This window comes from Neobacillus endophyticus (genome assembly GCF_013248975.1).
Lineage (GTDB): Bacteria > Bacillota > Bacilli > Bacillales > Cytobacillaceae > Neobacillus > Neobacillus endophyticus.
This window is the reverse complement of sequence record NZ_JABRWH010000001.1, coordinates 3,147,576-3,171,517: the sequence shown is the minus strand read 5'-3', so window position 1 is coordinate 3,171,517 and position 23,942 is coordinate 3,147,576. Positions and strand designations below refer to the sequence as shown.

General features: G+C 38.3%; 24 protein-coding genes and 1 other annotated feature. All 24 genes read right to left on the bottom strand.

What is annotated here, in order from left to right:
• Positions 1 to 89: 89 nt before the first annotated feature.
• A complete protein-coding gene (locus HPT25_RS15690; RefSeq protein ID WP_173066020.1) occupies positions 90 to 371 on the bottom strand; it encodes a hypothetical protein in 282 nt (93 codons plus the stop codon).
• A 141-nt stretch (positions 372 to 512) separates the two neighbouring features.
• Complete coding sequence (gene ileS, locus HPT25_RS15685) at positions 513 to 3,284, bottom strand: isoleucine--tRNA ligase (protein ID WP_173066017.1); 2,772 nt, start codon at positions 3,282 to 3,284, stop codon at positions 513 to 515.
• A gap of 162 nt (positions 3,285 to 3,446) precedes the next feature.
• Positions 3,447 to 3,683: a binding site (T-box leader), on the bottom strand.
• A gap of 49 nt (positions 3,684 to 3,732) precedes the next feature.
• Positions 3,733 to 4,248 (bottom strand): DivIVA domain-containing protein, encoded by a 516-nt coding sequence (locus HPT25_RS15680; RefSeq protein ID WP_173066014.1) that lies wholly within the window; start codon positions 4,246 to 4,248, stop codon positions 3,733 to 3,735.
• A gap of 84 nt (positions 4,249 to 4,332) precedes the next feature.
• Positions 4,333 to 5,106, bottom strand: a complete 774-nt coding sequence (locus HPT25_RS15675) for a YlmH family RNA-binding protein (protein WP_173066011.1) — start codon at positions 5,104 to 5,106, stop codon at positions 4,333 to 4,335.
• Between the two features lie 40 nt (positions 5,107 to 5,146).
• The gene (locus HPT25_RS15670) at positions 5,147 to 5,407 is read right to left on the bottom strand and encodes a YggT family protein (RefSeq protein ID WP_173066008.1); all 261 of its coding nucleotides are present in this window, start codon (positions 5,405 to 5,407) and stop codon (positions 5,147 to 5,149) included.
• A 4-nt stretch (positions 5,408 to 5,411) separates the two neighbouring features.
• Positions 5,412 to 5,864: a cell division protein SepF gene (locus tag HPT25_RS15665; protein WP_173066006.1), complete on the bottom strand. Its 453-nt coding sequence runs from the start codon at positions 5,862 to 5,864 to the stop codon at positions 5,412 to 5,414.
• 11 nt (positions 5,865 to 5,875) lie between these two features.
• Positions 5,876 to 6,553 carry a YggS family pyridoxal phosphate-dependent enzyme gene (locus HPT25_RS15660; RefSeq protein WP_173066004.1) on the bottom strand — a complete coding sequence of 226 codons (678 nt, stop codon included), beginning with the start codon at positions 6,551 to 6,553 and terminating at the stop codon, positions 5,876 to 5,878.
• A gap of 8 nt (positions 6,554 to 6,561) precedes the next feature.
• Positions 6,562 to 7,380 (bottom strand): peptidoglycan editing factor PgeF, encoded by an 819-nt coding sequence (gene pgeF / locus HPT25_RS15655; protein ID WP_173066001.1) that lies wholly within the window; start codon positions 7,378 to 7,380, stop codon positions 6,562 to 6,564.
• A 72-nt stretch (positions 7,381 to 7,452) separates the two neighbouring features.
• Positions 7,453 to 7,722 carry a YlmC/YmxH family sporulation protein gene (locus HPT25_RS15650; protein ID WP_173065998.1) on the bottom strand — a complete coding sequence of 90 codons (270 nt, stop codon included), beginning with the start codon at positions 7,720 to 7,722 and terminating at the stop codon, positions 7,453 to 7,455.
• 94 nt (positions 7,723 to 7,816) lie between these two features.
• Positions 7,817 to 8,596 (bottom strand): RNA polymerase sporulation sigma factor SigG, encoded by a 780-nt coding sequence (gene sigG / locus HPT25_RS15645; protein ID WP_149869517.1) that lies wholly within the window; start codon positions 8,594 to 8,596, stop codon positions 7,817 to 7,819.
• Positions 8,597 to 8,768: 172 nt separating this feature from the next.
• Positions 8,769 to 9,488 carry an RNA polymerase sporulation sigma factor SigE gene (gene sigE, locus HPT25_RS15640; protein ID WP_173065996.1) on the bottom strand — a complete coding sequence of 240 codons (720 nt, stop codon included), beginning with the start codon at positions 9,486 to 9,488 and terminating at the stop codon, positions 8,769 to 8,771.
• Positions 9,489 to 9,532: 44 nt separating this feature from the next.
• On the bottom strand, positions 9,533 to 10,471 hold the full coding sequence (gene spoIIGA / locus HPT25_RS15635; protein ID WP_173065993.1) for a sigma-E processing peptidase SpoIIGA: 939 nt from the start codon (positions 10,469 to 10,471) through the stop codon (positions 9,533 to 9,535).
• A 225-nt stretch (positions 10,472 to 10,696) separates the two neighbouring features.
• Positions 10,697 to 11,833: a cell division protein FtsZ gene (gene ftsZ / locus HPT25_RS15630; RefSeq protein WP_173065990.1), complete on the bottom strand. Its 1,137-nt coding sequence runs from the start codon at positions 11,831 to 11,833 to the stop codon at positions 10,697 to 10,699.
• 43 nt (positions 11,834 to 11,876) lie between these two features.
• Positions 11,877 to 13,175 carry a cell division protein FtsA gene (gene ftsA / locus HPT25_RS15625; RefSeq protein ID WP_173065987.1) on the bottom strand — a complete coding sequence of 433 codons (1,299 nt, stop codon included), beginning with the start codon at positions 13,173 to 13,175 and terminating at the stop codon, positions 11,877 to 11,879.
• 118 nt (positions 13,176 to 13,293) lie between these two features.
• A complete protein-coding gene (locus tag HPT25_RS15620; protein ID WP_173065984.1) occupies positions 13,294 to 13,656 on the bottom strand; it encodes a small basic family protein in 363 nt (120 codons plus the stop codon).
• On the bottom strand, positions 13,656 to 14,387 hold the full coding sequence (locus HPT25_RS15615) for a DUF881 domain-containing protein (RefSeq protein ID WP_173065981.1): 732 nt from the start codon (positions 14,385 to 14,387) through the stop codon (positions 13,656 to 13,658). The genes HPT25_RS15620 and HPT25_RS15615 overlap by 1 nt, the downstream gene beginning before the upstream one ends.
• 78 nt (positions 14,388 to 14,465) lie before the next feature.
• Positions 14,466 to 15,176 carry a DUF881 domain-containing protein gene (locus tag HPT25_RS15610; protein ID WP_173065978.1) on the bottom strand — a complete coding sequence of 237 codons (711 nt, stop codon included), beginning with the start codon at positions 15,174 to 15,176 and terminating at the stop codon, positions 14,466 to 14,468.
• The gene (locus HPT25_RS15605) at positions 15,169 to 15,939 is read right to left on the bottom strand and encodes a cell division protein FtsQ/DivIB (protein WP_173065975.1); all 771 of its coding nucleotides are present in this window, start codon (positions 15,937 to 15,939) and stop codon (positions 15,169 to 15,171) included. The genes HPT25_RS15610 and HPT25_RS15605 overlap by 8 nt, the downstream gene beginning before the upstream one ends.
• 231 nt (positions 15,940 to 16,170) lie before the next feature.
• Entirely contained in the window at positions 16,171 to 17,079 is a 909-nt protein-coding gene (gene murB, locus HPT25_RS15600; protein ID WP_173065972.1) for a UDP-N-acetylmuramate dehydrogenase, read from the bottom strand.
• A gap of 63 nt (positions 17,080 to 17,142) precedes the next feature.
• Positions 17,143 to 18,246 (bottom strand): undecaprenyldiphospho-muramoylpentapeptide beta-N-acetylglucosaminyltransferase, encoded by a 1,104-nt coding sequence (murG, locus tag HPT25_RS15595; RefSeq protein WP_173065970.1) that lies wholly within the window; start codon positions 18,244 to 18,246, stop codon positions 17,143 to 17,145.
• A 155-nt stretch (positions 18,247 to 18,401) separates the two neighbouring features.
• Entirely contained in the window at positions 18,402 to 19,502 is a 1,101-nt protein-coding gene (spoVE, locus tag HPT25_RS15590) for a stage V sporulation protein E (RefSeq protein WP_173065967.1), read from the bottom strand.
• A 271-nt stretch (positions 19,503 to 19,773) separates the two neighbouring features.
• Positions 19,774 to 21,126, bottom strand: coding sequence for a UDP-N-acetylmuramoyl-L-alanine--D-glutamate ligase (gene murD, locus HPT25_RS15585; RefSeq protein WP_173065964.1), 1,353 nt, complete (start codon positions 21,124 to 21,126; stop codon positions 19,774 to 19,776).
• The gene (gene mraY / locus HPT25_RS15580) at positions 21,127 to 22,101 is read right to left on the bottom strand and encodes a phospho-N-acetylmuramoyl-pentapeptide-transferase (protein WP_173065961.1); all 975 of its coding nucleotides are present in this window, start codon (positions 22,099 to 22,101) and stop codon (positions 21,127 to 21,129) included.
• Between the two features lie 263 nt (positions 22,102 to 22,364).
• Positions 22,365 to 23,837: a UDP-N-acetylmuramoyl-L-alanyl-D-glutamate--2,6-diaminopimelate ligase gene (locus HPT25_RS15575; protein ID WP_173065958.1), complete on the bottom strand. Its 1,473-nt coding sequence runs from the start codon at positions 23,835 to 23,837 to the stop codon at positions 22,365 to 22,367.
• Positions 23,838 to 23,942: the final 105 nt, after the last annotated feature.

Sequence of the window (23,942 nt, the reverse complement as noted above, 5' to 3'; positions counted from 1 at the left end):
AAAATACCCCCACATGATTTAACCTGTACTTCCTTAGAATTTTAGCATACTTAACTGCAAAACGACAGTGAGACGATAAAAAAAGAGAGCTAAATCGGCTTTTTGCAATAATGGTTGATCATCTTTGGATCTTTTTTTGTCCTCATGGTAGGAAATATTTCTAATAATTCATCAGGAAGAAGTTCACCAGATATTTCACATAGTCCATAATTACCATCTGTTATTTTGGATAGAGCAAGATTAACATCAGATAATTCCTCTTCCAGCAAGGTTCGCAGCCAATCATTTTTTTGCTTATCAGCTATCGATTGTTCGATTTCTTTTTTTGTTTGACGGAGTTCCCATAACATTTTTTCAGTTATTGTATTCATGTTGATACCTCCGCTAATCATTTGTTATATTATATCCCTCTGCATTTTGCGAACACGGAAAAACATTTGTCATGAAGAACAACAATTAACGGATGTGGAAAATATTAAAAAGCCTGCACTATTTAGTGCAGGCTCAATCTTTTATGCTAAGTGTGAATAATGTTCCTTTATCACTTGGGCACAACGTGGACATAATGAAGGATTGTCAGAGTCATTACCAACATCAGGAGTAACAATCCAGCAGCGTTCACATGTTTCCCCTTCAGCTTTAGTAACCACAATAGCAGAACTTTCTAATTTCAGAGCAGTTTCAGGCGCTTCATCATAAGTACCTGCAATCTCAAATCCGGAGATGATAAATAGTTGCTTCAGATTTTCACTGATGGAAGAGAGCAATGTGTTCGTTTTCTCGTTCACATATAAAGTAACCTTTGCTGTCAGTGATTTGCCGATAACTTTCTCATTGCGGGCTTCTTCCAGTGCTTTTAACACATCATCACGCAGTTTCATAAATGCTGTCCATTTTTCTTCTAATTCAGCTGCACCAGGTAGCTCTTGGTATTCAGGAAGATCAGTTAATTGTACACTTTCTTCTTGAACCCCAGGGATAAACTGCCATACCTCATCAGCTGTATGAGAAAGAATTGGTGATACTAATTTAGTTAACGCAAGTAATGATTCATATAATACAGTTTGAATAGCACGGCGTTCATGGTGATCAGGTGCCTCAATGTAAAGAACATCTTTGGCAAAATCTAAATAAAACGCACTTAAATCAAGAGTACAAAAATTATTAACAGCGTGATAAATACCAGAGAATTCATAGTTCTCATACGCATGGCGAACATATTTAACAAGTTTATTTAATTTTACCAGAATAAATTGGTCTACCTCTCGCAAGTCTTCATACGCGATTTTATCTTTAGCCGGATCAAAATCAGCCAAGTTCCCCAACAAGAAACGGAAAGTATTACGGATTTTTCGATACACCTCAGCAACTTGTTTCAAAATGGCATCGGATACGCGAACATCCGCCTGGTAATCTACAGATGCTACCCACAGTCTTAAAATATCTGCGCCTAATTGGTTCATTACTTTAGCTGGAACGACAACATTACCTATTGATTTACTCATCTTTCTTCCTTCTCCATCGAGAGCAAATCCGTGACTCAGTACTCCTTTGTATGGTGCCTTGCCAGTGACGGCTACAGATGTAGATAAAGAAGAGTTAAACCAGCCGCGATATTGATCGGAACCTTCTAGATAAAGATCTGCAGGGCGAACCAAATCTTCTCTTTCTAAAAGAACTGCTTGATGGGAAGAACCTGAATCAAACCATACATCCATAATATCCGATTCTTTTGTAAAGATTCCATTTGGACTTCCCGGATGTGTAAAGCCTTCTGGTAGTAAATCCTTTGCTTCTCTTTCAAACCAGATATTAGAGCCATATTGACGGAAAAGTTCAGATACATGGTTAATGGTTTCATCTGTAATAATGTCCTGACCATTTTCTGCATAAAAAACTGGAATCGGTACACCCCAAACCCGTTGACGAGAAATACACCAATCGCCACGGTCACGAACCATATTAAATAAACGAGTTTCTCCCCATGCAGGAACCCACTTTGTTTCTTTTACTGCTTCAAGTAATTGTTCACGGAAATCCTTAATCGAAGCAAACCATTGAGCAGTTGCACGGAAAATAACCGGCTTTTTTGTTCTCCAATCGTGTGGATAGGAGTGTGTAATAAAAGTAAGTTTTAAAAGTGCTCCAGCATTTTCTAATGCTTCTGAAATTGGCTTATTAGCTTCTTCATAAAATAATCCTTTAAAGCTTGGGGCTTCACTTGTCATATAACCTTTATCATCAACAGGACAAAGAACGTCTAAACCATATTTTTGGCCGACCAGGAAGTCGTCTTCCCCATGTCCTGGTGCGGTGTGAACGCAGCCAGTACCGGCATCTGTCGTGACATGCTCTCCCAGCATGACTAAAGAATCACGATTGTATAACGGATGAGAGCAGATGATTTTTTCCAAATCGGATCCTTTTACCTTTTGAACAACTGCAGCATCTTCCCAACCGACTTCTTTTGATACTGATTCCAGTAATGCTTCAGCTACAAGAAATTTGCGTTCATTTGCAGACACAACGACATATGTTAATTCAGGATGTACAGAAATTCCAAGGTTTGCAGGAATGGTCCATGGCGTTGTTGTCCAAATAACGATTTCCGTATTTGTGTCAAGAATTCCATTGCCTTCCTTCACCTTAAAAGCTACATAGATAGAAGGTGAACGTTTGTCATTATATTCAATTTCAGCTTCAGCAAGTGCCGATTCACTAGATGGAGACCAGTAAACAGGCTTAAGACCTTTATAAATATATCCTTTTTTCGCCATTTCTCCGAAAACCTTGATTTGTTGTGCTTCATATTCTGGTTTTAGAGTAATGTATGGATTTTCCCAATCACCGCGAACACCTAATCGTTTGAATTGTTCACGTTGATTGTTAATTTGCTCGAGCGCATATTCTGTACATAGCTTACGGAATTCAGCTACTGACATTTCTTTACGCTTTACACCTTTATTCGTTAGTGCCTGTTCAATTGGCAAACCATGAGTATCCCAACCAGGTACATATGGAGCATGGAATCCACTCATTGATTTAAAGCGAACAATAAAATCTTTAAGAATTTTGTTTAGGGCATGCCCCATATGGATATCGCCATTTGCATATGGCGGCCCATCATGAAGAACAAACATCGGACGGTCTTTGGTCCGCTCTTGAACCTGCTTATAAATATTCATTTCTTCCCATTTTTCCTGAATTTCAGGTTCACGTTTTGGCAAATTCCCGCGCATCGGAAATTCCGTCTGCGGCATTAATAATGTGTCTTTATATTCCATTTTTTCTTTCCTCCTGTATTACATTTCATTAATTAAGAATATCCAATAGGAATGCTGTGTTATACTTACCCGTTGATTTGCGCTTCAATCAACAAAGTTTAATCATCAGGGTGACCTTTAACAAAGCCAAAAGAAAAATAAAAAAAAACCTTCTCATCCCAAAATAGGGACGAGAAGGTTTTTCCCGCGGTACCACCCTGATAAATAGAAGAAATAACTCTTCTATCCTCTTTAAAATTCGTAACGTGAATGACACGCCAAAGTCTACTTTTCTTAAGGAAGTTCGGCTTCAGAACTCGAGGGTGATCTTCCAATTCATCGACTTTATCGGGCTTTCACCTTCCCCGACTCGCTACTAAAAGCCTATACAAATTGTACTGTCCCTTTCATCGTCAATTTCATGTCTATATAACTGTTAAAAAATTATATGCTACAAGAACAGTATTCGTCAAGCTAATGAATCCTCTTCTTCGTGGAGTTTTAATTCTGTTGCATCCACTTCATATTCTAAAAGATGATCCCAGTCATCTGTATTTAACATATCAAGCTGTGCTTCGATCAGCATTTTGAATCTTGTGCGGAAAACTTTTGATTGTTTTTTCAAATCTTCAATTTCCAGCGCAATTTTTCTTGCTTTAGAAAGTGATTCATTGACGATGCGATCTGCATTTTTCTCCGCTTCTTTAATAATTAGCTTTGCTTCTTTCTGGGCATTCCGTTTTACTTCCTCCCCAGCCTCTTGAGCAATAATAATAGATTTATTTAAGGTTTCTTCAATAGTCGTAAAATGGCCCAGCCGCTCTTTCATTTCATTCAGCCGATCTTCCAATTCCTTTTTCTCTCGCAGGACTAATTCATAATCCTTAATAACCTGATCAAGAAATTCATTTACTTCATCTTCATCGTATCCTCTAAAGCCTTTATTAAATTCTTTATTGTGAATATCTAACGGCGTTAACGGCATGATGCCACCTCCATGCAAACTGTACTGCAATATGTATTAAATAATATTCGACAAGTTTTTCAAAAATCCTGCATAAACATTGAATTATTTTTGCTTTCCGACAGTCATTCTCCATTTATCCTTTTTGGTTTTCCCATCCATCATTACTATTTTCGCTCTTCCATAACCGCGAACAGAGATCATATCACCGACATCACATAGGAAAGAAGAATTCTCTACTGTTGTCCAATTTACTTTTACAAGACCTCGCTCAATAAATGTTTGCGATTTTTGACGTGAAAGATGGTAAATACCAGAAATAACAGTATCCAAACGTAATGAAGATACAGTTAAATCTACATTTTCCCACATTTCTTTTGAAATAATTGCGTCTTTTAACGGTATTTCTTTTAAAGCAACAGTGGCTTTCCCAATGGATTCGATATTAGTTTGTATATAATCCTTCACTTCTTTGGCCGCGAAAAATTGAGCTTGATCCCCACTAAAAAGGATGTCGCCAAATTTTCCGCGTTTCAATCCGATAGACATTAATGAACCAAGTACCTGTGGATGTTCAATGGTGACAAATTTCTTCGGATAGACAATTTCAAATAAACTAAGTTGAAAATCATCTTCTGATGCTGTCCAATAATCCGGGAAAATGAGCGCTCTTTTTCGTTCAGCCTCTTGGATTCCGCCAAAAAAGGAGGAAGTAATATCTCCATTTTCACCAACTATCAATTTTAAAATGTGCTGCTCTCTTGGATCAAGAAAATCAGTCAGTTTCGGCGCAAATTGGCGCTCCACAACATTTTTCCAATTGATCACTTGATCTATATAATCCCTTTCCTCAGGACGAAAATGCTGATAAATGTTCATGTATAGCTCCTTTAAAAAAAGCAAGCGCCCTATTAGGATGTTAAATCCAGCTTGAAATCCGGTAAAGCCCCTGTGAAGCAAAGTTTAACACAAGAAATGCCACAATGGGTGAAATATCTATCATTCCGATAGGCGGAATAATCCTTCTAAATGGCTCCAAAAACGGTTCGCAAATTCTTGATAAAAATCGTCCTATGAAATTTTCTCGTGCATTAGGGAACCATGACATTAATATATAAATAATTAATGCCCATGAATAAAGTTGAATAATATTTTGTAAAAACCATATAACATAAGCCATTCCCTTACCACCTCATATTTGGATTTTCGTGTTCGGACAAAAGGCTCGAAATATTTCCCGATACTTCTACATTTTCAGGAGTACATAAAAAAATGCCTGAGCCGATCTTTTGAATATCTCCGCTAATGACATACACAGCTCCGCTTAAGAAATCAATAATCTGTCTTCCTTGTTCGGGATCGATCCGCTGAAGATTCACTACAACTGCACGCCGGTTCTTAAGCTGATCGGCAATTTCAGTTGCTTCCGAATAGGTACGAGGCTCCACCAATATTACTTTGGAAGACTTTTGGATATTGGAATTCTTTTGTACACTTTGCAAACTTACAACATTCTGGTTTTTGACCGGCTGTTTTTTGGGTTTCATTGGCTCTTGCGCATCTGCTTGTATTTCTTTGTCTTCGCTATCATCATCATCTAAAAAGAAAAAATTTTTCAACTTTGATTTAATAGTCATTTTTTCCTCTCCTAACCATCTTCGCCGACAAGTGCTGTTCCTATTCTTACCATGGTTGCTCCTTCTTCAATTGCAAGGATAAAGTCATTGGACATTCCCATTGATAACTCAGTACACGGGGCATATTGATAATGAAGTGCTTGTACTTGGTCACGGAGCTCTCTTAACCTGCGAAAGCAGCTGCGCAGCAACTGTTCATCATCTGTTAATGGAGCCATCGTCATTAATCCTGCAACATTTATGTTTGGAAATCCCTCTAATTTCTTAATAAATTCAATTGCTTCTTCCGGTGTCAGACCATGTTTCGATTCTTCACCAGAAACATTTACCTGAACAAGGCATTTTATGATACGATCAGCACGCTTATTAATTTCTTCTGCCAGTGATAGTCGGTCTAATGAATGAATATATTCAACTTTATCAATAACATTTTTTACCTTTCGCGATTGGAGTGTTCCAATAAAGTGCCAAACAGGCTTGTCCTGTAAAACCTCCCATTTCTTCAAAAGCTCTTCATCCCGATTTTCGCCTAAATCATGTATGCCGGAATTCAGTGCTTCCTGGGCTCTTTCAACACTCACATATTTTGTTACTGCAATTAATTTCACATCTTCAGGATTCCGATGAACATTTAAACACGCATTATTTATTTGCTGTTGAATTCGTTCAAGTTTTTCTTTTACATTCATAAATGCTCCTAAATCTCCTTCCAACCAATAAAACTTAACATTCTGCCAGTGCTACCGTTATCGCGGCGGTGTGAGAAAAACAATTCATGATCACAGCTGGAGCAATATTGCGTCATGATGATATTTTCATCCAATACACCAGCTTTCAAAAGGACCAGTTTATTTAACAACTTTAAATCCAATGAATACTGACCATCTCTAATTTGATTATATGGTTTTCTATCGACATCTTCTAGTATATTTTCTACTAAGTTAATGACACGATCATCCACGATATAACATTTTTCGCAGATAGAAGGACCAATTGCCACTAGAATTTCCTCAGGCTTTATTCCTTCATTTATCCAGGCATCGACCATCTGTTTGCCAATTTGCCCGACTGTTCCTTTCCAGCCGGCATGTGCCGTGCCGATCATTCTTGCTTTTGGTGCAAGGAAAAAAAGAGGGATACAATCTGCAAAGCAAAGTGTCAATAAAATCCCCTCTTCATTCGTATAAAAACCATCTGTTGCTTTAAAAGCATGGTCGTATGCATCGGATCCCTTTCCTCTATCTGCTTTCGTAACCTTTCTTATATGAACATCATGTATTTGCTCGGCACCAACCCAGCTAGCTAAAGGGAATTCAAGCAAATCAGCAAGCGTTTCCCTATTGTGAAAAACATCTTCCCCATGATCAGCAACATGAAACCCGAGATTTAGACTTTCAAAGCTGCCTTTACTCTTGCCACCAAGTTTTGTTGACATTCCGGCTACTAATCCGGAATACGCCTTCATCCAGTTTTCAATTGTTAGAAAAGATTCATTTGTTAATGCAAAAGGTTCCATACTCTACCCTCAAATAGTTTTTCTATAGTTTACCATGAAAACAATAAAAGGTCACCGGTGTAAGATGCAATATCATACTTCACTCTCTTCAGACGTTTTTTCAGTACTGCTTCTATACCTTACCAAAATGACATCTTGACCAATTTTTATGATATTCTTCCACGGTATTACAATTTCTTCATCTTTTCCAAAAAAACCCAATACTCGGCCATTCCCAGCAATAACAACTGCCTCGATTTTACCGGTTGATAAGTTAATTTCGATGTCCCCAATATTCCCCAGCCTTTTTCCATCAGAAACATTTACCACATCTTTTATTTGAAATTCTGAAATTTTTAACATTTTCACCACTCCCACTAACATTTACTATAAAAAATATATGTATGTAGCAGGAGGTTTAGAAAGAAAAAAACTAAAGCTGTCATTTTTGACAGCTTTAGCTTTGAATATTTTTATTCATTTGTCTGATTGCCGCTTTTTCTAGCCTGGAAACTTGCGCCTGAGAAATCCCAATTTCATCCGCAACCTCCATTTGGGTCTTCCCTTGAAAAAACCGCTTTCTTAAGATTAATTTTTCACGTTCATTTAAACGTCTCATGCCTTCTTTTAAGGCAATCTCTTCAATCCAATGAATATCCTTATTTTTTTCATCACTTAGCTGATCCATAACATAAATTGGATCACCGCCATCATTGTATATCGGTTCGAATAAAGAAACCGGGTCTTGAATGGCATCCAAAGCAAAAACAATTTCCTCATGAGGCACTTCTAAAACCTTGGCTATTTCTTCAGCAGTCGGTTCACGTGAGGTTTCACTCATCAATCTCTCTCTGACCTGAAGTGCCTTATACGCAATATCTCTTAGCGATCGTGATACGCGTATCGGGTTATTGTCCCGTAGGTACCTGCGAATTTCTCCAATAATCATTGGTACGGCATAAGTGGAAAACTTGACGTTTTGGCCTAAATCGAAGTTATCAATCGATTTCATAAGTCCAATACAGCCCACCTGAAACAGGTCGTCTACAAATTCTCCGCGATTGTTAAAGCGCTGAATCACACTTAATACAAGGCGTAAATTACCGTTGACGAGCTTTTCGCGGGCAGTTATATCGCCCTCTTGCATTTGCTTGAAGAGTATTCTCATTTCTTCGTTTTTTAACACAGGAAGTTTTGATGTATCTACACCGCAAATTTCAACTTTATTTCGAGTCAATTCTTTTCCCTCCTCACAGGAGCTGCTGTACAAAAAACAGTATCTCCTTGAGAAGGAAAAATATGCACCTGACCAAGCTGAGGGTCAGGTGCTAGTGTGTCGAAAAATGCAACAAAATCATGTTAAGACAAGGGTTTTCACGATGAAAAAAAATTCTATTTTTTACCTTCCATTAAACCATTTTATTAAATTCTTTTCTTAACCTTTTAATGATTCTTTTTTCCAAACGAGAGATATAAGACTGTGAAATGCCAAGCATATCCGCAACATCTTTTTGTGTCTTCTCTTCTCCGTTCGTTAAACCAAAACGAAGCTCCATGATTTGTTTTTCGCGATCTGTCAACTGATGAAGCGCCTTAGTCAGCAGCTTGCGATCAACATTTGCTTCAAGATCTTTTGTAATAATATCATCCTCTGTTCCTAGCACATCTGATAAGAGAAGCTCATTCCCATCCCAATCAATATTTAGTGGTTCATCGAATGATACCTCTGAGCGAATTTTATTATTCCGTCTTAAGTACATGAGAATTTCATTTTCAATACATCTGGATGCGTATGTAGCCAGTTTGATCTTTTTTTCAGGGTTAAAGGTATTGACTGCTTTAATTAAACCAATTGTTCCGATACTAATTAAATCTTCAATATTAATTCCTGTATTTTCAAATTTTCTGGCAATGTATACAACGAGCCTTAAGTTCCTTTCTATTAATATCGAACGTGCGGCTTTATCTCCCGCAGGAAGCTTCTTAAGCAGCATTTCCTCTTCATCTTTACTTAAAGGAGGAGGCAGCGCTTCGCTTCCGCCAATATAGTATACTTCATCTGTTTTTAGACCAAGTTTTATAAGAATTTTGTACCAATAGTAGGATAAGCGAAGTTTCCACTTTTTCATCTGTTTTCCTCCTTCTAAAATAGGTTTTACAGAGTATAGTAATATTAGCTTACTCTTATCGATTCATCCTGCTGTTTTGGCCCTGTCATCATCTTTGGATGGACAATACACTGGAAAGCATCGTCAGCAGAAAGCTGCTGGATTGTAAATGAGACAAGACCTTTTTCGCAAATATACACAGTCCCATCTTGCTCAATCAGGATGCTGTCGGGTTTGATGGCTGCTATCAGCTGATGCTCTTGTCCGACCACACGGCACGGAACAATTCTCAATCTGCTATTCCACTCAATTGGAAGTTCATCTCCTCCTATGATAAAAGCTTCTGGATCGGATGCCAGTTTTTTTAACGTATCTGGTAATATATCAAATTGTTTTTTTACAGAGACAAACATAACGGGAAGCTTTGATAACGGATCATATAGCTGGTTCCCGCTATCTACCAGCCCCTTAAAACAAAAATGCTCATTATGAATCGTCACTTTTACATCTACGATTTGCTCAAATTGGATTTTTGTCATTTCCATTGCTTCAATATTTTTCTTTGAAAAATGCCAAGCTGCCGGAAAACCAATTAAAACGAAAAGCCATGTGATGGGATCACCAAATCCCTTTACCATTGTATCAAGGACATTCACTGTCAATTGGGTGTCATATTGTATAAAATAATGAACACCAATCAATGCACCACCAATTAAAAAAGTTGAAACATAAAGAGTCATTAATGCCTTAATAAAAAAAGACAGCCGCTTATAGCCAAAAGTTACGAGGATCATAATGACAGAACACGCAAGTTTAGCAATTGGATGGTTCGAATAGACATTTAATGGCGTAAATGCTAATAAAATAATTAGAGACCCAACAAATCCTCCAGCTGCAATACGCCATAGCTTTACCTTTCTTTTTAGAAAAATGGCTGATAAATAAAGAAGAAGGCTGTCAAATAATAAATTTAAAAGCCAAATGACATCCAAATAAACGACCAAATAGCTTCCCCCTTCAAAATTTTCATAAGGGTGCTTTATACATGTTTTCTACCATTTCTATGTATGAAAAAGTATAACCTACTTGTATCGCTGAAGTGTGTCACTTTCTGTAATCAAAATTACAGAAATTTTCCCTATTCCAAACGGATTTTGTCAGTTCAATCAGGCGAACAAAAAAAGGCATGGCCGATAAACGGCCACGCCTTTTTTTGCTTCTTAAAGATATTATCTTCTACGATTACGGTTACGTAAGAAGGTAGGTATATCAAGTGTTTCCTCTTGAACCATACTGTTGTTGCTGCGTACAGGCTCTTGCGGTGCCTCTTCACGCTTTTGCTCTCTCTTAACAGTGCCCATCGTAGGTTTATTCTGACCGAAGGATGGACGTTGAGCCTTTGGTTGGATGGCTTCTTCGTTAAACCCAGTCGCAATAACAGTAACAATAATTTCATCTTTTAAATTTTCATTGATGACAGAACCGAAAATCATGTTTACTTCTTGATCAGTTGCAGTAGCAACAATATCAGCGGCTTCTTGAACTTCATACAAGCTCAAGTTAGTTCCGCCTGTAATGTTCATTAGTACGCCTTGAGCTCCATCAATGGAAGTTTCTAGAAGTGGTGAATTGATAGCCTTCTTGGCAGCTTCTGCAGCACGGTTTTCACCTGAAGCAACACCAATTCCCATTAATGCAGACCCTTTGTTGGACATAATGGTTTTAACATCCGCAAAGTCCAAATTGATAAGGCCCGGAGTCGCAATCAAATCGGAAATCCCTTGGACCCCTTGTCTAAGAACATTATCCGCTTCACGGAATGCTTCAAGCATTGGTGTGCTTTTATCAACGATTTCAAGAAGTCGGTCATTAGGAATGACAATCAATGTATCAACCGCTTCTTTCATAGCACCGATACCGCCGGAAGCTTGTGTTGAGCGCTTTTTGCCTTCAAAAGTGAACGGACGAGTCACAACACCTACAGTTAAAGCGCCTAATTGACGGGCAATTTGTGCGATAACAGGTGCAGCACCAGTACCTGTACCGCCACCCATTCCTGCAGTAACAAAAACCATGTCAGCACCTCTTAGTGCCTCTTCGATTTGTTCTTTACTTTCTTCTGCGGCTTTTTTGCCGACTTCTGGATTCGCACCTGCGCCTAAGCCACGTGTCAGCTTCGCACCAATTTGCATTTTTATTTCTGCTTTTGAAAGGTTAAGGGCCTGTGCATCTGTGTTCACAGCAATAAATTCAACGCCCTGGACACCATGTTCTATCATTCGGTTCACAGCATTGTTACCGCCGCCGCCTACACCGATTACTTTTATTGTTGCAAGAGAATCTAAATTTGTATCAAATTCCAACATGACAAATCCTCCTAATTCGTCGATAATCCTTTTTCGCTATAACCTACTCGAAAAAGTAACCTAAGAATTTTTTCACTTTTGATGACATTTTTTCTTCTGGATGTTTTTCTACTTTTGCTTTCGGTTGCTGTTGTTTTGGCACTTTCTTTTCGATTGGCTCAGAAATAGTTGTAGATGTGCTGCTTACAAAGCCTCCTGGTAGTCTTGCATTTTTATAGGCATATTTGATTAAGCCAACCGCTGTAGTGTATTGAGGTTCTCTTACACCAATATAGTCGGGAACAGCTATGCGGACTGGATTGTTGAAGATGTCTTGAGCGAGCTCCAAAACACCTTGCATTTTGGCCGTTCCGCCGGTTAAAACAAAGCCTCCCGGTAAATCTGTCACACCTAATCGTTTTAGCTCCTTCGCAATCAATTCAAAAATTTCTTCCATTCTGGCTTCAATGATTTCTGAAACATATAACTGATTAAATTGTTGATGCTGATCACTTCCGATAATCGGAACACTAAAGAATTCATCCTCAGAAGCCTGATCGTAAAAAGCATGTCCATGCTTTATTTTAATTGCTTCCGCATCTTCTGTCGAAGTATGCAAAACCTTAGATAGATCATTTGTAATCAAATCTCCACCAACTGGAATAACACTTGTCGCTTTCAGAAAACCTTCTTCATAAACAGCTATTGTAGTCGAACCGCCGCCGATATCCAGCAATGCAACCCCGAGATTCTTTTCATCCTTTGATAAGGCAAAATCTCCTGCTGCAAGCGGCTGAAGAATAGTATCCGAATAACTAAGTCCCGCACGTTCAACACAGCGAATAATGTTGGCGACAACTGAATTAGAACCAGTAACCAGTGTACCTTCCATTTCCAAGCGAACACCAATCATACCGCGTGGGTCATTGATTTCATCTTTCCCGTCCAAAATGAATTGTCTCTGAATCACACACATATTCACCCTTTCAGGAGGGATGGATCCTGCATAAGATGCTTCAATCACACGCATGACGTCTTCATTAGTTATCTCACGGTTTTGTCCGGAAACTGCAACAATCCCGTGACATGGCTGGAGCATAATATTATGGCCCGGTATCCCGACAACCACTTTATGAATCTCCATTCCTACCATTCTTTCTGCTTGTTCAATTGCCCTCTTAATAGAATGAACGGTGTCATCCATGTCGACAATGGACCCTTTTCTGAGTCCCTCAGATTTCACATTGCCAACACCAATTATATTTAACGAGCCTTTTCCCGAGTCATTTACCATTTCGCCAATGATAACTTTTACACTGGATGTACCGATGTCAAGGCTAACATATATTTCATTGCTGTTCATTCTCTGGCACCTCCTTTAAATACGATCTTGAACAACAATTGATTTTGTTCAAATATTTTCCCATAGACATATCTTATAAAAATATTCGTCACAACTAAATGATTCCCTTTAAATAATATCAATTTTTTTCTATTTTTTCTCTGTTTGAAGACCATTTTGTCAATAAAATTCGTCTAATGACTGCAATATTTTGAAACAATCTGACCCCAAACGCGAAAACTGCTGCTAAGTACAAGTCTACACCAAGATGAACACCGAGAAAAGCTAAACTTGCAGCTAGTATTATATTAAAAAAGAATCCGGAAACAAAGACTTTTTCATCATAAATATTTTGCAAGTATGCTCTGATTCCCCCAAACAATGTATCAAATGCAGCTAATACAGCAATCGACAAATAATTGGTATATTCTTCTGGGATGCGAATTTCTGTAAACAATCCAAGAACGATTCCAAAGATCAGGCCTATAAATGGGAGCCACATTAAGAACCTCCTCCTTCTTTTATAGGTTCCATGTACCGAATACGAATAAAATTATTATAGGCAGGAACTGTCATATTTGGGATTGGAGATGAAATGTTAAGTCTTAGATCTTCCATAAAGAATTCGTCCTTTGCCTTTGAAACTTTCATCCGGTTATATAATTTTTCTGCCGTATTCATATCATCAACAGCCGCTTTTACTTCAATTGGCAAACTACTGATCGCGTGGCCGTCAATTTTTGTTTCTTTATTTATATCCCGAATAACAGTAGTATTTATGATTCTTTGGCCGTCTATTGCTACATATTTCGCTTCATCCATATTCAATTCGTTCACTAATCTTTTTAATAGCTCTGGTGAAATCACTTTCGAAACAGGTTGACCAGGTTTAATATCCTCCAGAACAGGTTCAATTTGTAATGTAATGCCTGGCCCGGTAATCTCTGTTAAACCTGCTTCCTTTTTTAACTCCTCAATCGTGTCCTTCAATGCTTGTTCCTTGCTTTGTTTTCGTTTCGATTCGTAGGCTGACAATTTATCTTCATTGGAACGGATTTCTGATAAAATATTAGATTGCAATTCTTTTTCCTTTAGCAGGGCCTCACGAAGCTGCCAAATATCGCGGGTGTCGCGTTCTGCCGGTTTTTTAACGGTTTGAAATTGAACAGCCAGCATAAATCCGACTACCGCAGCAACCAATGTTAGACTAATATTTAATCTTTTCCTGTCCACACTATTTTCACCTTACCTTCTACCTAATCTCACGTGGACAAAATGCAAAGCATCGCGACGAGATCATGCCTTTTGTCATTAGTTTCCCAAAAGCGGGTTTAACACAATTTCATCTTCTTTTTCTATAGAAAAAACAATATTATCGTTGACCAGTTGATCTTTCACTCCGCCAGTCAGGTTTATGGCAGCTGAGAGCACGTCTGGATCTCCAATAGCTGTAATCACAAATGGGGCGGGATGAGGGACACCATCCACTGTTATAACAGGTCCATTACAAACAATATACGAACGGTTTGTTAACCTTTGACCATTAACCGCAATTGCTGCAGCTCCAGATATGTAGAGTTCATTGACTACACTAAACACATGTTGTTCATGAACAAGGTAATTATTAACATTTACTACACTTGGATCATACGCTCCATCGGATAAAGTGATTTTTACACCTTTTCCTTTTACCTTCACTTTCCCCAAAAACATGCGGTACTTCTCAGCATCTTCTGCCAAATTTTGAAATACCTGCGTCTCTTTTGCAAGCTCCTGTTCATTTTTTAAAACCTTTGACTGCTTCTGATTTAATTCTTTTTGCAGTTCTCGGTTTGTTTCCTCCTGAGTTATTAACTCATTTCTTAAGGTAAGTGTTTCCTCGTATTGTTTGTCTGTAATATTGGACTTATTTTTATGATTTGCCATTTGTGTTGTATGATAGGAAAAAGCAATTAAAAAACCAAGCACAAGGCAAACCACAAATAAAATCCAATGGTTTGCCTTTACCCTTAAATTAATCATTTTTCCCCTCGCTTCCAGGTTCAAAAGCTTTAAAATACGAACCTACCTCTAAGTCGATAATTCCCTTTTTATTGGGATCTAATTGACTGATGATTGAAGGGTAATGTACCATCTTTTCTGAAAAATCACTTAATGTTGCACTTACCTCGAAGCCATCATTCATAAATAGGGAAATATGATTCGGATCGGTTTTTTTCGGAGAATAGTGAATTTCGGAAATGGAGTTTATAATTTCACTTGGAAGGCTTTTTAACCCTTTTACCATCTCGTTCAGGGCATCACTTTCTTTAAAATCAAATAAAATAGGAGTATTCAAAGGAATTTTATCCATTTTTATATTTTTTAAGATTTTCCCGTTTTCCATTATTGGCAAGAAATAATTTCCTTGTTTCAGATAGGCAACTTTTTTATGTTCTTTTATTTGAATTGAGATATCGTTAGGCCATTGAATTGTAACAGCAGCAGATTTAATTTCCGGCAACTTCTCCAATTTGGCTGAAAGTGCAGTCTTATTTACTTTCCAAATATTTGTTTGGCTAGTAATACCCGTTTGCTGGATAATCTCACCTTCAGAATATATTTCATTCCCTTTAACAGTTATGGTTTGAACATGACTTAAAGGTGATTGTGTGTATGCAACAACCAAAACCATAATAAAAAATAACACAAGCAGGATCACAAGACGTCTGTTAGCTTTTTTCCGCCTTTGCTCCTTTAGCTTTGGAATACGGTCTTCAAGCGCTACAATTTTACCATTTTCCATTCCATCTTCCTCCACATTAACAGCCTCAATTAAAGCATTTGCTTGTCCAAATAAGCAATTGGGACTGTCGTGTAAAGCGAAACAACGGCACGAAAAGTCATGCCGTCATTCGTTTACGATCATTTTCGACCTTCATTTATCAGTAATTATAACACAGAATTTGTCATTCGAAAGATTTTTCTGAACAGAAATGTAAGGTTAAATTTGGGAGGTATGGGAACTATTCCAACTCTACTTTCTGCCTATGATCTCCACTTCTGTTTCCATTTTAATTTCATATAGATTATAAATCGTATCCTTAACATACTGAATTAAGGCTAAGACATCTCCTGCAGTGGCATTCCCCGCATTCACAATGAAATTCCCGTGCATTTCAGAGATTTTTGCCCCGCCTATACTAAAGCCCTTTAAACCGGCAATTTCTATTAATTTACCAGCATAATTAGGAAGCGGATTACGGAATATGCTTCCAGCACAAGGATAATTCCATGGCTGAGTTTCCTTGCGATAATCCTTATTCTTTTGCATTTGCGAAACAATTGCTGTCCTGTCACCTTCTTCAAGTCGAAATACAGCTTCAATCACGATCCCTGGACGTTTTTTCTGAAGAACAGAAGTTCTATACGAGAATTCCATTTCTTGATTCGAAAGCCATTCCATCGTTCCATCCGCAAATAAAACATGGGCTTTTGTTAAAATCTTGCTGATATCCGATCCGTGTGCACCAGCATTCATATATACAGCTCCGCCTACAGAGCCTGGAATGCCGCTGGCAAATTCTAAGCCGGACAAACCTTTTTTGCTTATGAACGTAGACAGGCTGACAAGAGAATATCCACCGCCAACAGTAATTTCTGCCCCATTTATTTCTAGATTATCAATACCGGAACCCAGTTTGATTACCGCACCCTCAATTCCTTTATCGGAAACGAGCAGATTGGAGCCTCTGCCAATTGCCCGCCACTGGATGTTGTTTTGTCTAATCACGTCCATTACCTTTTTTAAATTCTCAACAGATGACGGCTCAATAAACAGGTCTGCAGGGCCGCCAATTTTAATTGTCGTATGCTGGGAGAGCAGTTCGTTGCTCTTAACTTTTCCGATATTTAAAGCTTGTAATTCCGAAAGAATTCCGTCCATTATGATCACCATACTTTCCAAACATAGGTATTACTATTAGTTTATGCTCTTTATGAATTTGGGCTACTTTTGATTTTTCATCATCAGTTGGTCCATCAGATTGTAAAGCTTGATAGCCGAATCAGGGACGCCGATTTTTTTTGCTTTTAATTTCATTTCCTTTAGATACTCTGTATTTAATAAAATACGATCAATATGTTGAACAAGACTGCTGCCAGTTAATTCTTTTTCTAATAAAACCTGTGCTGCACCATTATCGCTTAAAGACCTGGCATTTTTCTCCTGATGATTGTTCGTAACATATGGGCTTGGAATTAAAATACTCGGTATTCCTAACGATGTTAGCTCGGCCAGTGTTGTCGCACCTGCTCTTGAAACAACTAAATCAATCCCCGCAAGAACCTCAGGCATGTTATGAATAAATGGCTTGATAATAACATTTTTCGGGTTGCCTACTAACTCTACTTCGTTTTTTACATCCTCATAATGAACATCACCAGTAACATAAAGGATTTGATACGATTTTTCTGCAAGTTTTGGCAGTGCCTGAATGACTGCCTCATTGATTGGACGCGCACCTCGGCTCCCACCAAAGATTAAAACGGCTGGCTTTGTTGTACTTAATCCAGCCGATAGACGTCCTTTCACTCCATCTTTGCCTATTACTTCCGAAGCGCGTGGATTTCCAGTAAAAACAACCTTCTCAGCAGGAAAATATTCTGATGCTTCATGAAAGCAAATGGCAATCTTACTGACATACCGGCTTAAGAATTTATTAGTAAGACCTGGTACACTATTTTGTTCGTGTATGATCGTCGGAATTTGCAACTTCGATGCCGCATAAACGACAGGTCCGCAAACATATCCTCCTGTACCTATTACAACATCAGGTTTAAAATCTTTTAAGATTTTTTTGCTGTCACTGACGCCTTTAAGAAAGCGAAAAATCGTTTTTACATTTTCGAATGAAAGTTTTCTTTTGAAGCCAGTAATATGAATAGATTTAAAGGATATATTTTCTCTTGGTACTAGTTTACTTTCCAAACCATTCATGGTCCCTATGTAAAGAAATTCAGCATCTTTATTCTTTTTTTGTATTTCTCTTATGAGTGCCAGGGCAGGATAAATATGACCACCTGTCCCTCCGCCGCTTACTGCTATTTTCATTTTCTCACCTCAAAAAGTCTGCTAAACACATTCTACTATAAAAACATTGAAAAAAAAGTCAATGAAAAAATAATGTTACTAATTTGTAATGTATATAAACAGAATGGTATTCCGCCCCTAACATAAAAAGAACCCTGTAAAAAACAGGGTATTCATTAATATCTGGAATAACGGCTAATGTTTAGAAGAACACCAATGGCCATTAACATCAAGGTCAGTGAAGACCCCCCATAGCTTAAAAATGGCAGTGTAATTCCTGTAACTGGCATAAGACCAGTAACAACACCGATATTGATCATTACTTGAATAGCGACCATCGCAATAATCCCTACTGCAAGAAAACTCCCATATAAATCAGGTGCACCTAAAGCAATCCGTATTCCTCTCCATAACAGCAATGCAAACAGTAACAAAATAAATGATCCGCCGATAAATCCCAATTCTTCAGATAGAATCGCGAAGATAAAGTCTGTTTGAGGCTCTGGCAAGTAAAAAAACTTTTGCCTGCTTTGGCCTAGTCCTAAGCCAAAGAGTCCTCCAGGTCCAATTGCATACAATGATTGGATAATTTGAAAGCCGCTTCCGAGCGGGTCTGACCAAGGATCTAAAAAAGAGGTAATCCTCTTCATCCGATAGGGAGCTGAAATAATCAAACCAACAAATCCGGCAACTCCCATTAACCCCAAAAACGCAAAATGTCTTACTCTGGCACCGGCAATAAAAATCATAACCACACATGTTCCCATCATAACCGTGCCAGTCCCCAAATCGGGCTGCAGCATAATCATCGCAAAAGCAAGAAAAGCGAGTCCTAATGATGGGACAAGTCCTTTCTTAAAAGACGTAATCTGCTTTTGCCGTTCTGAAAGGAACTTTGCTAAAAATGCAATCATGGCCAGCTTCATAAATTCAGAAGGCTGAATAGAAAAAGCCCCGACTCCGATCCAACTTCTGGATCCATTCCGTACATTTCCTATCCCTGGAATTAAAACCAAAACTAATAATACGAAGCAAACGATCACTAGCGTTTTAGCCCAATTTCTCCAGGTCCAATAATTAATATTCATGATAAAAAACATGGCGATGATCCCAACTGCCGCAAAAAGGGATTGCCTTTTGGCAAAAAAGAATGCGTCGTGAAATTTATAATCAGCCCAAATTGCACTCGCACTGTACACCATAATAAGACCTATTGCGAGTAGTGTAAAAGTTACTGCCATTAAAATAAAGTCGGGAGTTGTTCTCTTTGTCGGCACTGCGATACACCTCAACTACAAGTTTTAGGGCCAACAAATTACTATAAAAATAGTCCAGCAGCAAAAATGAAATCTCAAAAATTTCATTTTTGCACGTCTAAAAGTATCAGCTTTTAGATGGAGCGCCCAGCAACTGAACTGTGTATTCGCCTTCTTCCCTTCAATAAAGTCAACATCGAATTGCTTTTTCGCTTCGGGTTTCCTTTCTTTGTCAGAAGGTTTCAGTCCAATCATCGCTTAACGGGTGCTGCCGCTTTCGTCGGACAAGCCCTTACTTAAGCATATGCACCGCATTGATAAAAATGTCTCCCCTGACTTCAAAAGTTTTATACTGATCCCAACTAGCACAAGCTGGAGATAATAAGATGACGTCACCAGCCTCTGACAATTGGAAAGCAGCAGGTACAGCCTTTTCAACATTATCGACTCGGATAATCGTTTTTATTCCCGTTTCCTTGCCTACCCGTTCTAGTTTTGGCGCAGTCTGTCCAAACGTAATTAATGCTTTTACATTTTTTAAATAAGGAATCAGTTCATCAAATTCATTTCCACGATCAAGCCCGCCAGCAAGAAGGATGATCGGAGCTTCAAAAGCTGCCAATGCATGTACTGTTGCCAAAATATTCGTTGCTTTTGAGTCATTATAAAATTTTCTGCCATTAATTTCTGCCACATATTGCAAACGATGTCTTACACCAGTAAACGTCCGAAGAACGGATTGAATGGCACTATTATCGACACCAGATATTTTAGCAGCCGCCATTGCTGAAAGAATATTTTCAAGATTATGTACACCAGGCAAAGCAATATCGGCAACCGGCATTACTTTTTCATTATTGAAACAAATCCATTCATCCTCAATATAAGCACCGTCAGCCAGTACTTTTTTTGTAGAAAAAGGAACAATTTTCGCCTTTGAGGAACGCGCAATCTCAAGTGTTTGTTCCTGATCGGCATTAATAATTAAATATTCTAGTTCTGTTTGATTTTTCGTAATATTAGCCTTTGCCTTCCAATAATCCTTTCGTGTTCCATGATAGTCCAGATGGGCATCATATAGATTTGTGATGATGGCGATTTTCGGATTAAACGTTTCGATCCCCATTAACTGAAAGGAAGACAGTTCAATGACAATGTTATTATCCTTTTCTGCCATTTCTGCTACACCTGAAGCTACAGTTCCAATGTTTCCTGCTATTAATGGTTTTTTATCTCCCTCTTTTAGCATTTCAAAGACAAGAGTAGTCGTCGTTGTTTTTCCATTAGTCCCTGTTATACCGATAAACGGGGCTTCAGAAATTTCATAAGCAAGTTCCACTTCTGTGATGACAGGAATTTCCCTTTCCATCGCCCCTATTATCATTGGATTGCTATATGGAATTCCTGGATTTTTTACAATTAGCTCAAAACCTTCGTCTAAAAGCTCGACCGGATGGTCTCCACAAATCACTTTAATTCCCTGCTCAAGAAGACCTTGCGCTTCCGGATTTTCCGAAAGCGGCTTCTTATCATTAACTGTAACAAAGGCGCCAAGCTTGTGTAACAGGGTAGCTGCTGATACTCCACTTTTAGCCAAACCAAGAACTAAGATTTTTTTATGGCGATACGATTTTATCTGCTTCAATTACAACCACACCTCAATATAAATTCCAATTATCGCAAAAATTAAGCCTACACTCCAAAACGTTACAACAACTCTCCATTCCGACCAACCAGAAAGCTCATAATGGTGGTGAAGGGGACTCATTTTAAAAATCCGTTTCCCTGTAGTCTTAAAGGATGTTACCTGAAGAATAACCGACAAAGTCTCAATTACGAATACCCCGCCAATTAAGATTAACAAAATTTCCAGTTTAGTTAGAATGGCAAGCGCTGCAATGGCTCCGCCGAGAGCAAGAGACCCCGTATCCCCCATAAAAACTTTCGCAGGATGTGCATTAAATACAAGAAAACCAAGCACCGCACCAACAACAGCCATTGAAAAAATAGCCAATTCCATCTGTGACTGATTCCAGGCAAGAACGGCATACGCACCAAATGCAATAGCCGCGGTGCCTGACACCAAACCGTCTAGACCATCTGTTAAATTGACTGCATTAGAGAACCCAACCAGCCAGAAGATGATGACAAAAACAAAAAGCCAGCCCAAATCAAAAGTGGTATGACTATATGGAATGCTGATTTCTGTGGAATAACCTTGCTGTTTATAGACTAAATAAAAAATCACAGAAATGATGATCTGTCCGAGTAATTTTTGCTTTGAGGTTAATCCCAGATTTCTTTTCAATACTACTTTTATAAAATCATCCAAAAACCCTAATAATCCAAATCCAAGTGTCACTAGTAAAAGCAGGTACGTTTTAACCGTTGGGCCAGAAACTTTCCCTGTCATGACAATGGTTGTGATGACAATGGCAAACAATATCATAATTCCACCCATTGTCGGGGTTCCGGATTTTTTCTGATGGGATTTCGGACCCTCTTCACGAATGCTTTGTCCAAATTTCAACCTTCGCAAGAAAGGAATAAATAGTGGAGACAGCAATACTGAAATTAGAAACGCCATAATAATTGTGAAAAAAATAACTTGCTCCAGCATTTTATCCCCTCCTTTCTGCGACATGAACAAGATCTGTTGTTATGTTTTTTAACATTACAGCAATATCATATGTTTCATGCATTTTATTAAGAAGTTTTTTATTTGAAAATTTAATATTAAAGTAATCCATTTTTTATCTAATTCCCCATTTAATTTTTCAATATAGTCTAATAATCGCTGTTATACTTGGATGTTAATCTCCTCTTCAAGCAACGCAGTGACAAAATCAACACTGAAATTTAACATTGTTCTCTAATATTCAATTATTTCTGTTTTAGTTTCTCTGTAATTGCCTCCCTGGCAACGAGACGATCATCAAAATCATGCACTATATCACCTATAATTTGATAGGTCTCGTGACCTTTTCCGGCAATAAGGATGACATCACCTGATGCTGCCTGATCTACCGCCTGGTTAATCGCTTCTTTACGGCTAGGTATGGTTATATATGATTCTCCTTGAACCCCTGCTTCCATCTCTTTTAAAATAGCAATCGGGTCTTCACTTCTTGGATTGTCGGATGTAAAAATAGGATCTGTGGCATATCGGCAGGAGATTTGCGCCATCAACGGACGTTTTGTCCGGTCCCGATCTCCCCCGCAGCCTACAATAACAAAAACTCTTCCTTTAGCAAATTGCTGAATTGTTTTTAAAACATTCTCCAAGCTGTCAGGCGTGTGAGCATAGTCCACAATAACTGTAAATTCCTGACCGGCATTTACCAGTTCAAACCTTCCCGCAACACCTTTCATTCCTTCAATCGACCGAATGATTTCTACTAAAGAAACTCCCGATACATATGCGGCTGTAACACTCGCTAAAACATTATAAATACTAAACTTCCCGATAAATGGAATGTTAATAGGATATTTCATTGCTCCGAGCACAATATCAAATTTGGTACCAGCAGATGTGATCTCAATATTTTCTGCTCCTATATCCGCTTTTTGATCAATTCCATATGTAACGACATGTGCTGCTGTTGACCTGATAAACATCTCAGTTGCAGGATCATCTGCATTTAAAACAGCGAATTTAGGTTTTTGATTATCAAATGTATTTCCAAGCTGGGCGAATAATAAACTCTTTGCCCGCTTATATTCATCCATTGTTTTGTGATAATCTAGATGATCTTGTGTCAGGTTAGTAAATACAGCGACATCAAAATCACAACCATGCACCCTGCCAAGATCAAGCGCATGAGATGAAACCTCCATAACAGCTGTTCCTACAGATGCTTGCACCATTTGATGAAAGGTTTTTTGGAGTGTTAAACTTTCAGGTGTCGTATTTTTCGTTTCAATTGTCTTATCAGCAATTTTGGTATACATCGTGCCAATTAAGCCTGTTTTTTGACCTCTATCGGCAAAGATTTTTTCAATCATATGGCTGGTCGTAGTTTTTCCATTTGTCCCTGTAATTCCAATCAATCGCAGTTTTTTTGTAGGCTGTTCGTAAAAAGCATCAGCCAAAACTGCCATCGCTCTGGTTGTGTCTTTCACAACAATGACAGGCACATCAAGCGGCAGCTGACGTTCAGCAAGGACAGCCACTGCTCCCTTTTCTACAGCAGACTCGGCAAAATCATGTCCATCAACTGTATAGCCTTTAATACAAATAAATAAGCTCCCGTTTTGCACCTTTCGATTGTCATTTTCAATCGATGTAATTTCCAAATCATCCCCATTAAAAGGGATTAACAGATGCAAATTTTCAAGCAGCTTGTGCAAATTCATTTCTCTCAAATCCTCTCATGACTTTACATCCCCTTTACCACACAGAAACCTCTCATTTAGGGATGGTTCTAAAAGTACCATCTTATTTTACATGAAAATAACTAT

What these genes read in the sequence shown, in the direction of transcription:
- HPT25_RS15665 (WP_173066006.1), bottom strand. Translation starts at nt 5,864, where the DNA reads ATGACTATTAAATCAAAGTTGAAAAATTTTTTCTTTTTAGATGATGAT.
- sigE (WP_173065996.1), bottom strand. Translation starts at nt 9,488, where the DNA reads ATGAAAAAGTGGAAACTTCGCTTATCCTACTATTGGTACAAAATTCTT.
- HPT25_RS15675 (WP_173066011.1), bottom strand. Translation starts at nt 5,106, where the DNA reads ATGAACATTTATCAGCATTTTCGTCCTGAGGAAAGGGATTATATAGAT.
- HPT25_RS15660 (WP_173066004.1), bottom strand. Translation starts at nt 6,553, where the DNA reads ATGAATGTAAAAGAAAAACTTGAACGAATTCAACAGCAAATAAATAAT.
- ileS (WP_173066017.1), bottom strand. Translation starts at nt 3,284, where the DNA reads ATGGAATATAAAGACACATTATTAATGCCGCAGACGGAATTTCCGATG.
- HPT25_RS15575 (WP_173065958.1), bottom strand. Translation starts at nt 23,837, where the DNA reads ATGAATTTGCACAAGCTGCTTGAAAATTTGCATCTGTTAATCCCTTTT.
- HPT25_RS15650 (WP_173065998.1), bottom strand. Translation starts at nt 7,722, where the DNA reads ATGTTAAAAATTTCAGAATTTCAAATAAAAGATGTGGTAAATGTTTCT.
- ftsA (WP_173065987.1), bottom strand. Translation starts at nt 13,175, where the DNA reads ATGAACAGCAATGAAATATATGTTAGCCTTGACATCGGTACATCCAGT.
- HPT25_RS15680 (WP_173066014.1), bottom strand. Translation starts at nt 4,248, where the DNA reads ATGCCGTTAACGCCGTTAGATATTCACAATAAAGAATTTAATAAAGGC.
- HPT25_RS15670 (WP_173066008.1), bottom strand. Translation starts at nt 5,407, where the DNA reads ATGGCTTATGTTATATGGTTTTTACAAAATATTATTCAACTTTATTCA.
- HPT25_RS15690 (WP_173066020.1), bottom strand. Translation starts at nt 371, where the DNA reads ATGAATACAATAACTGAAAAAATGTTATGGGAACTCCGTCAAACAAAA.
- murB (WP_173065972.1), bottom strand. Translation starts at nt 17,079, where the DNA reads ATGGACGGAATTCTTTCGGAATTACAAGCTTTAAATATCGGAAAAGTT.
- mraY (WP_173065961.1), bottom strand. Translation starts at nt 22,101, where the DNA reads ATGCTGGAGCAAGTTATTTTTTTCACAATTATTATGGCGTTTCTAATT.
- HPT25_RS15620 (WP_173065984.1), bottom strand. Translation starts at nt 13,656, where the DNA reads ATGTGGCTCCCATTTATAGGCCTGATCTTTGGAATCGTTCTTGGATTG.
- HPT25_RS15605 (WP_173065975.1), bottom strand. Translation starts at nt 15,939, where the DNA reads ATGGAAAATGGTAAAATTGTAGCGCTTGAAGACCGTATTCCAAAGCTA.
- murG (WP_173065970.1), bottom strand. Translation starts at nt 18,246, where the DNA reads ATGAAAATAGCAGTAAGCGGCGGAGGGACAGGTGGTCATATTTATCCT.
- ftsZ (WP_173065990.1), bottom strand. Translation starts at nt 11,833, where the DNA reads ATGTTGGAATTTGATACAAATTTAGATTCTCTTGCAACAATAAAAGTA.
- HPT25_RS15610 (WP_173065978.1), bottom strand. Translation starts at nt 15,176, where the DNA reads ATGATTAATTTAAGGGTAAAGGCAAACCATTGGATTTTATTTGTGGTT.
- pgeF (WP_173066001.1), bottom strand. Translation starts at nt 7,380, where the DNA reads ATGGAACCTTTTGCATTAACAAATGAATCTTTTCTAACAATTGAAAAC.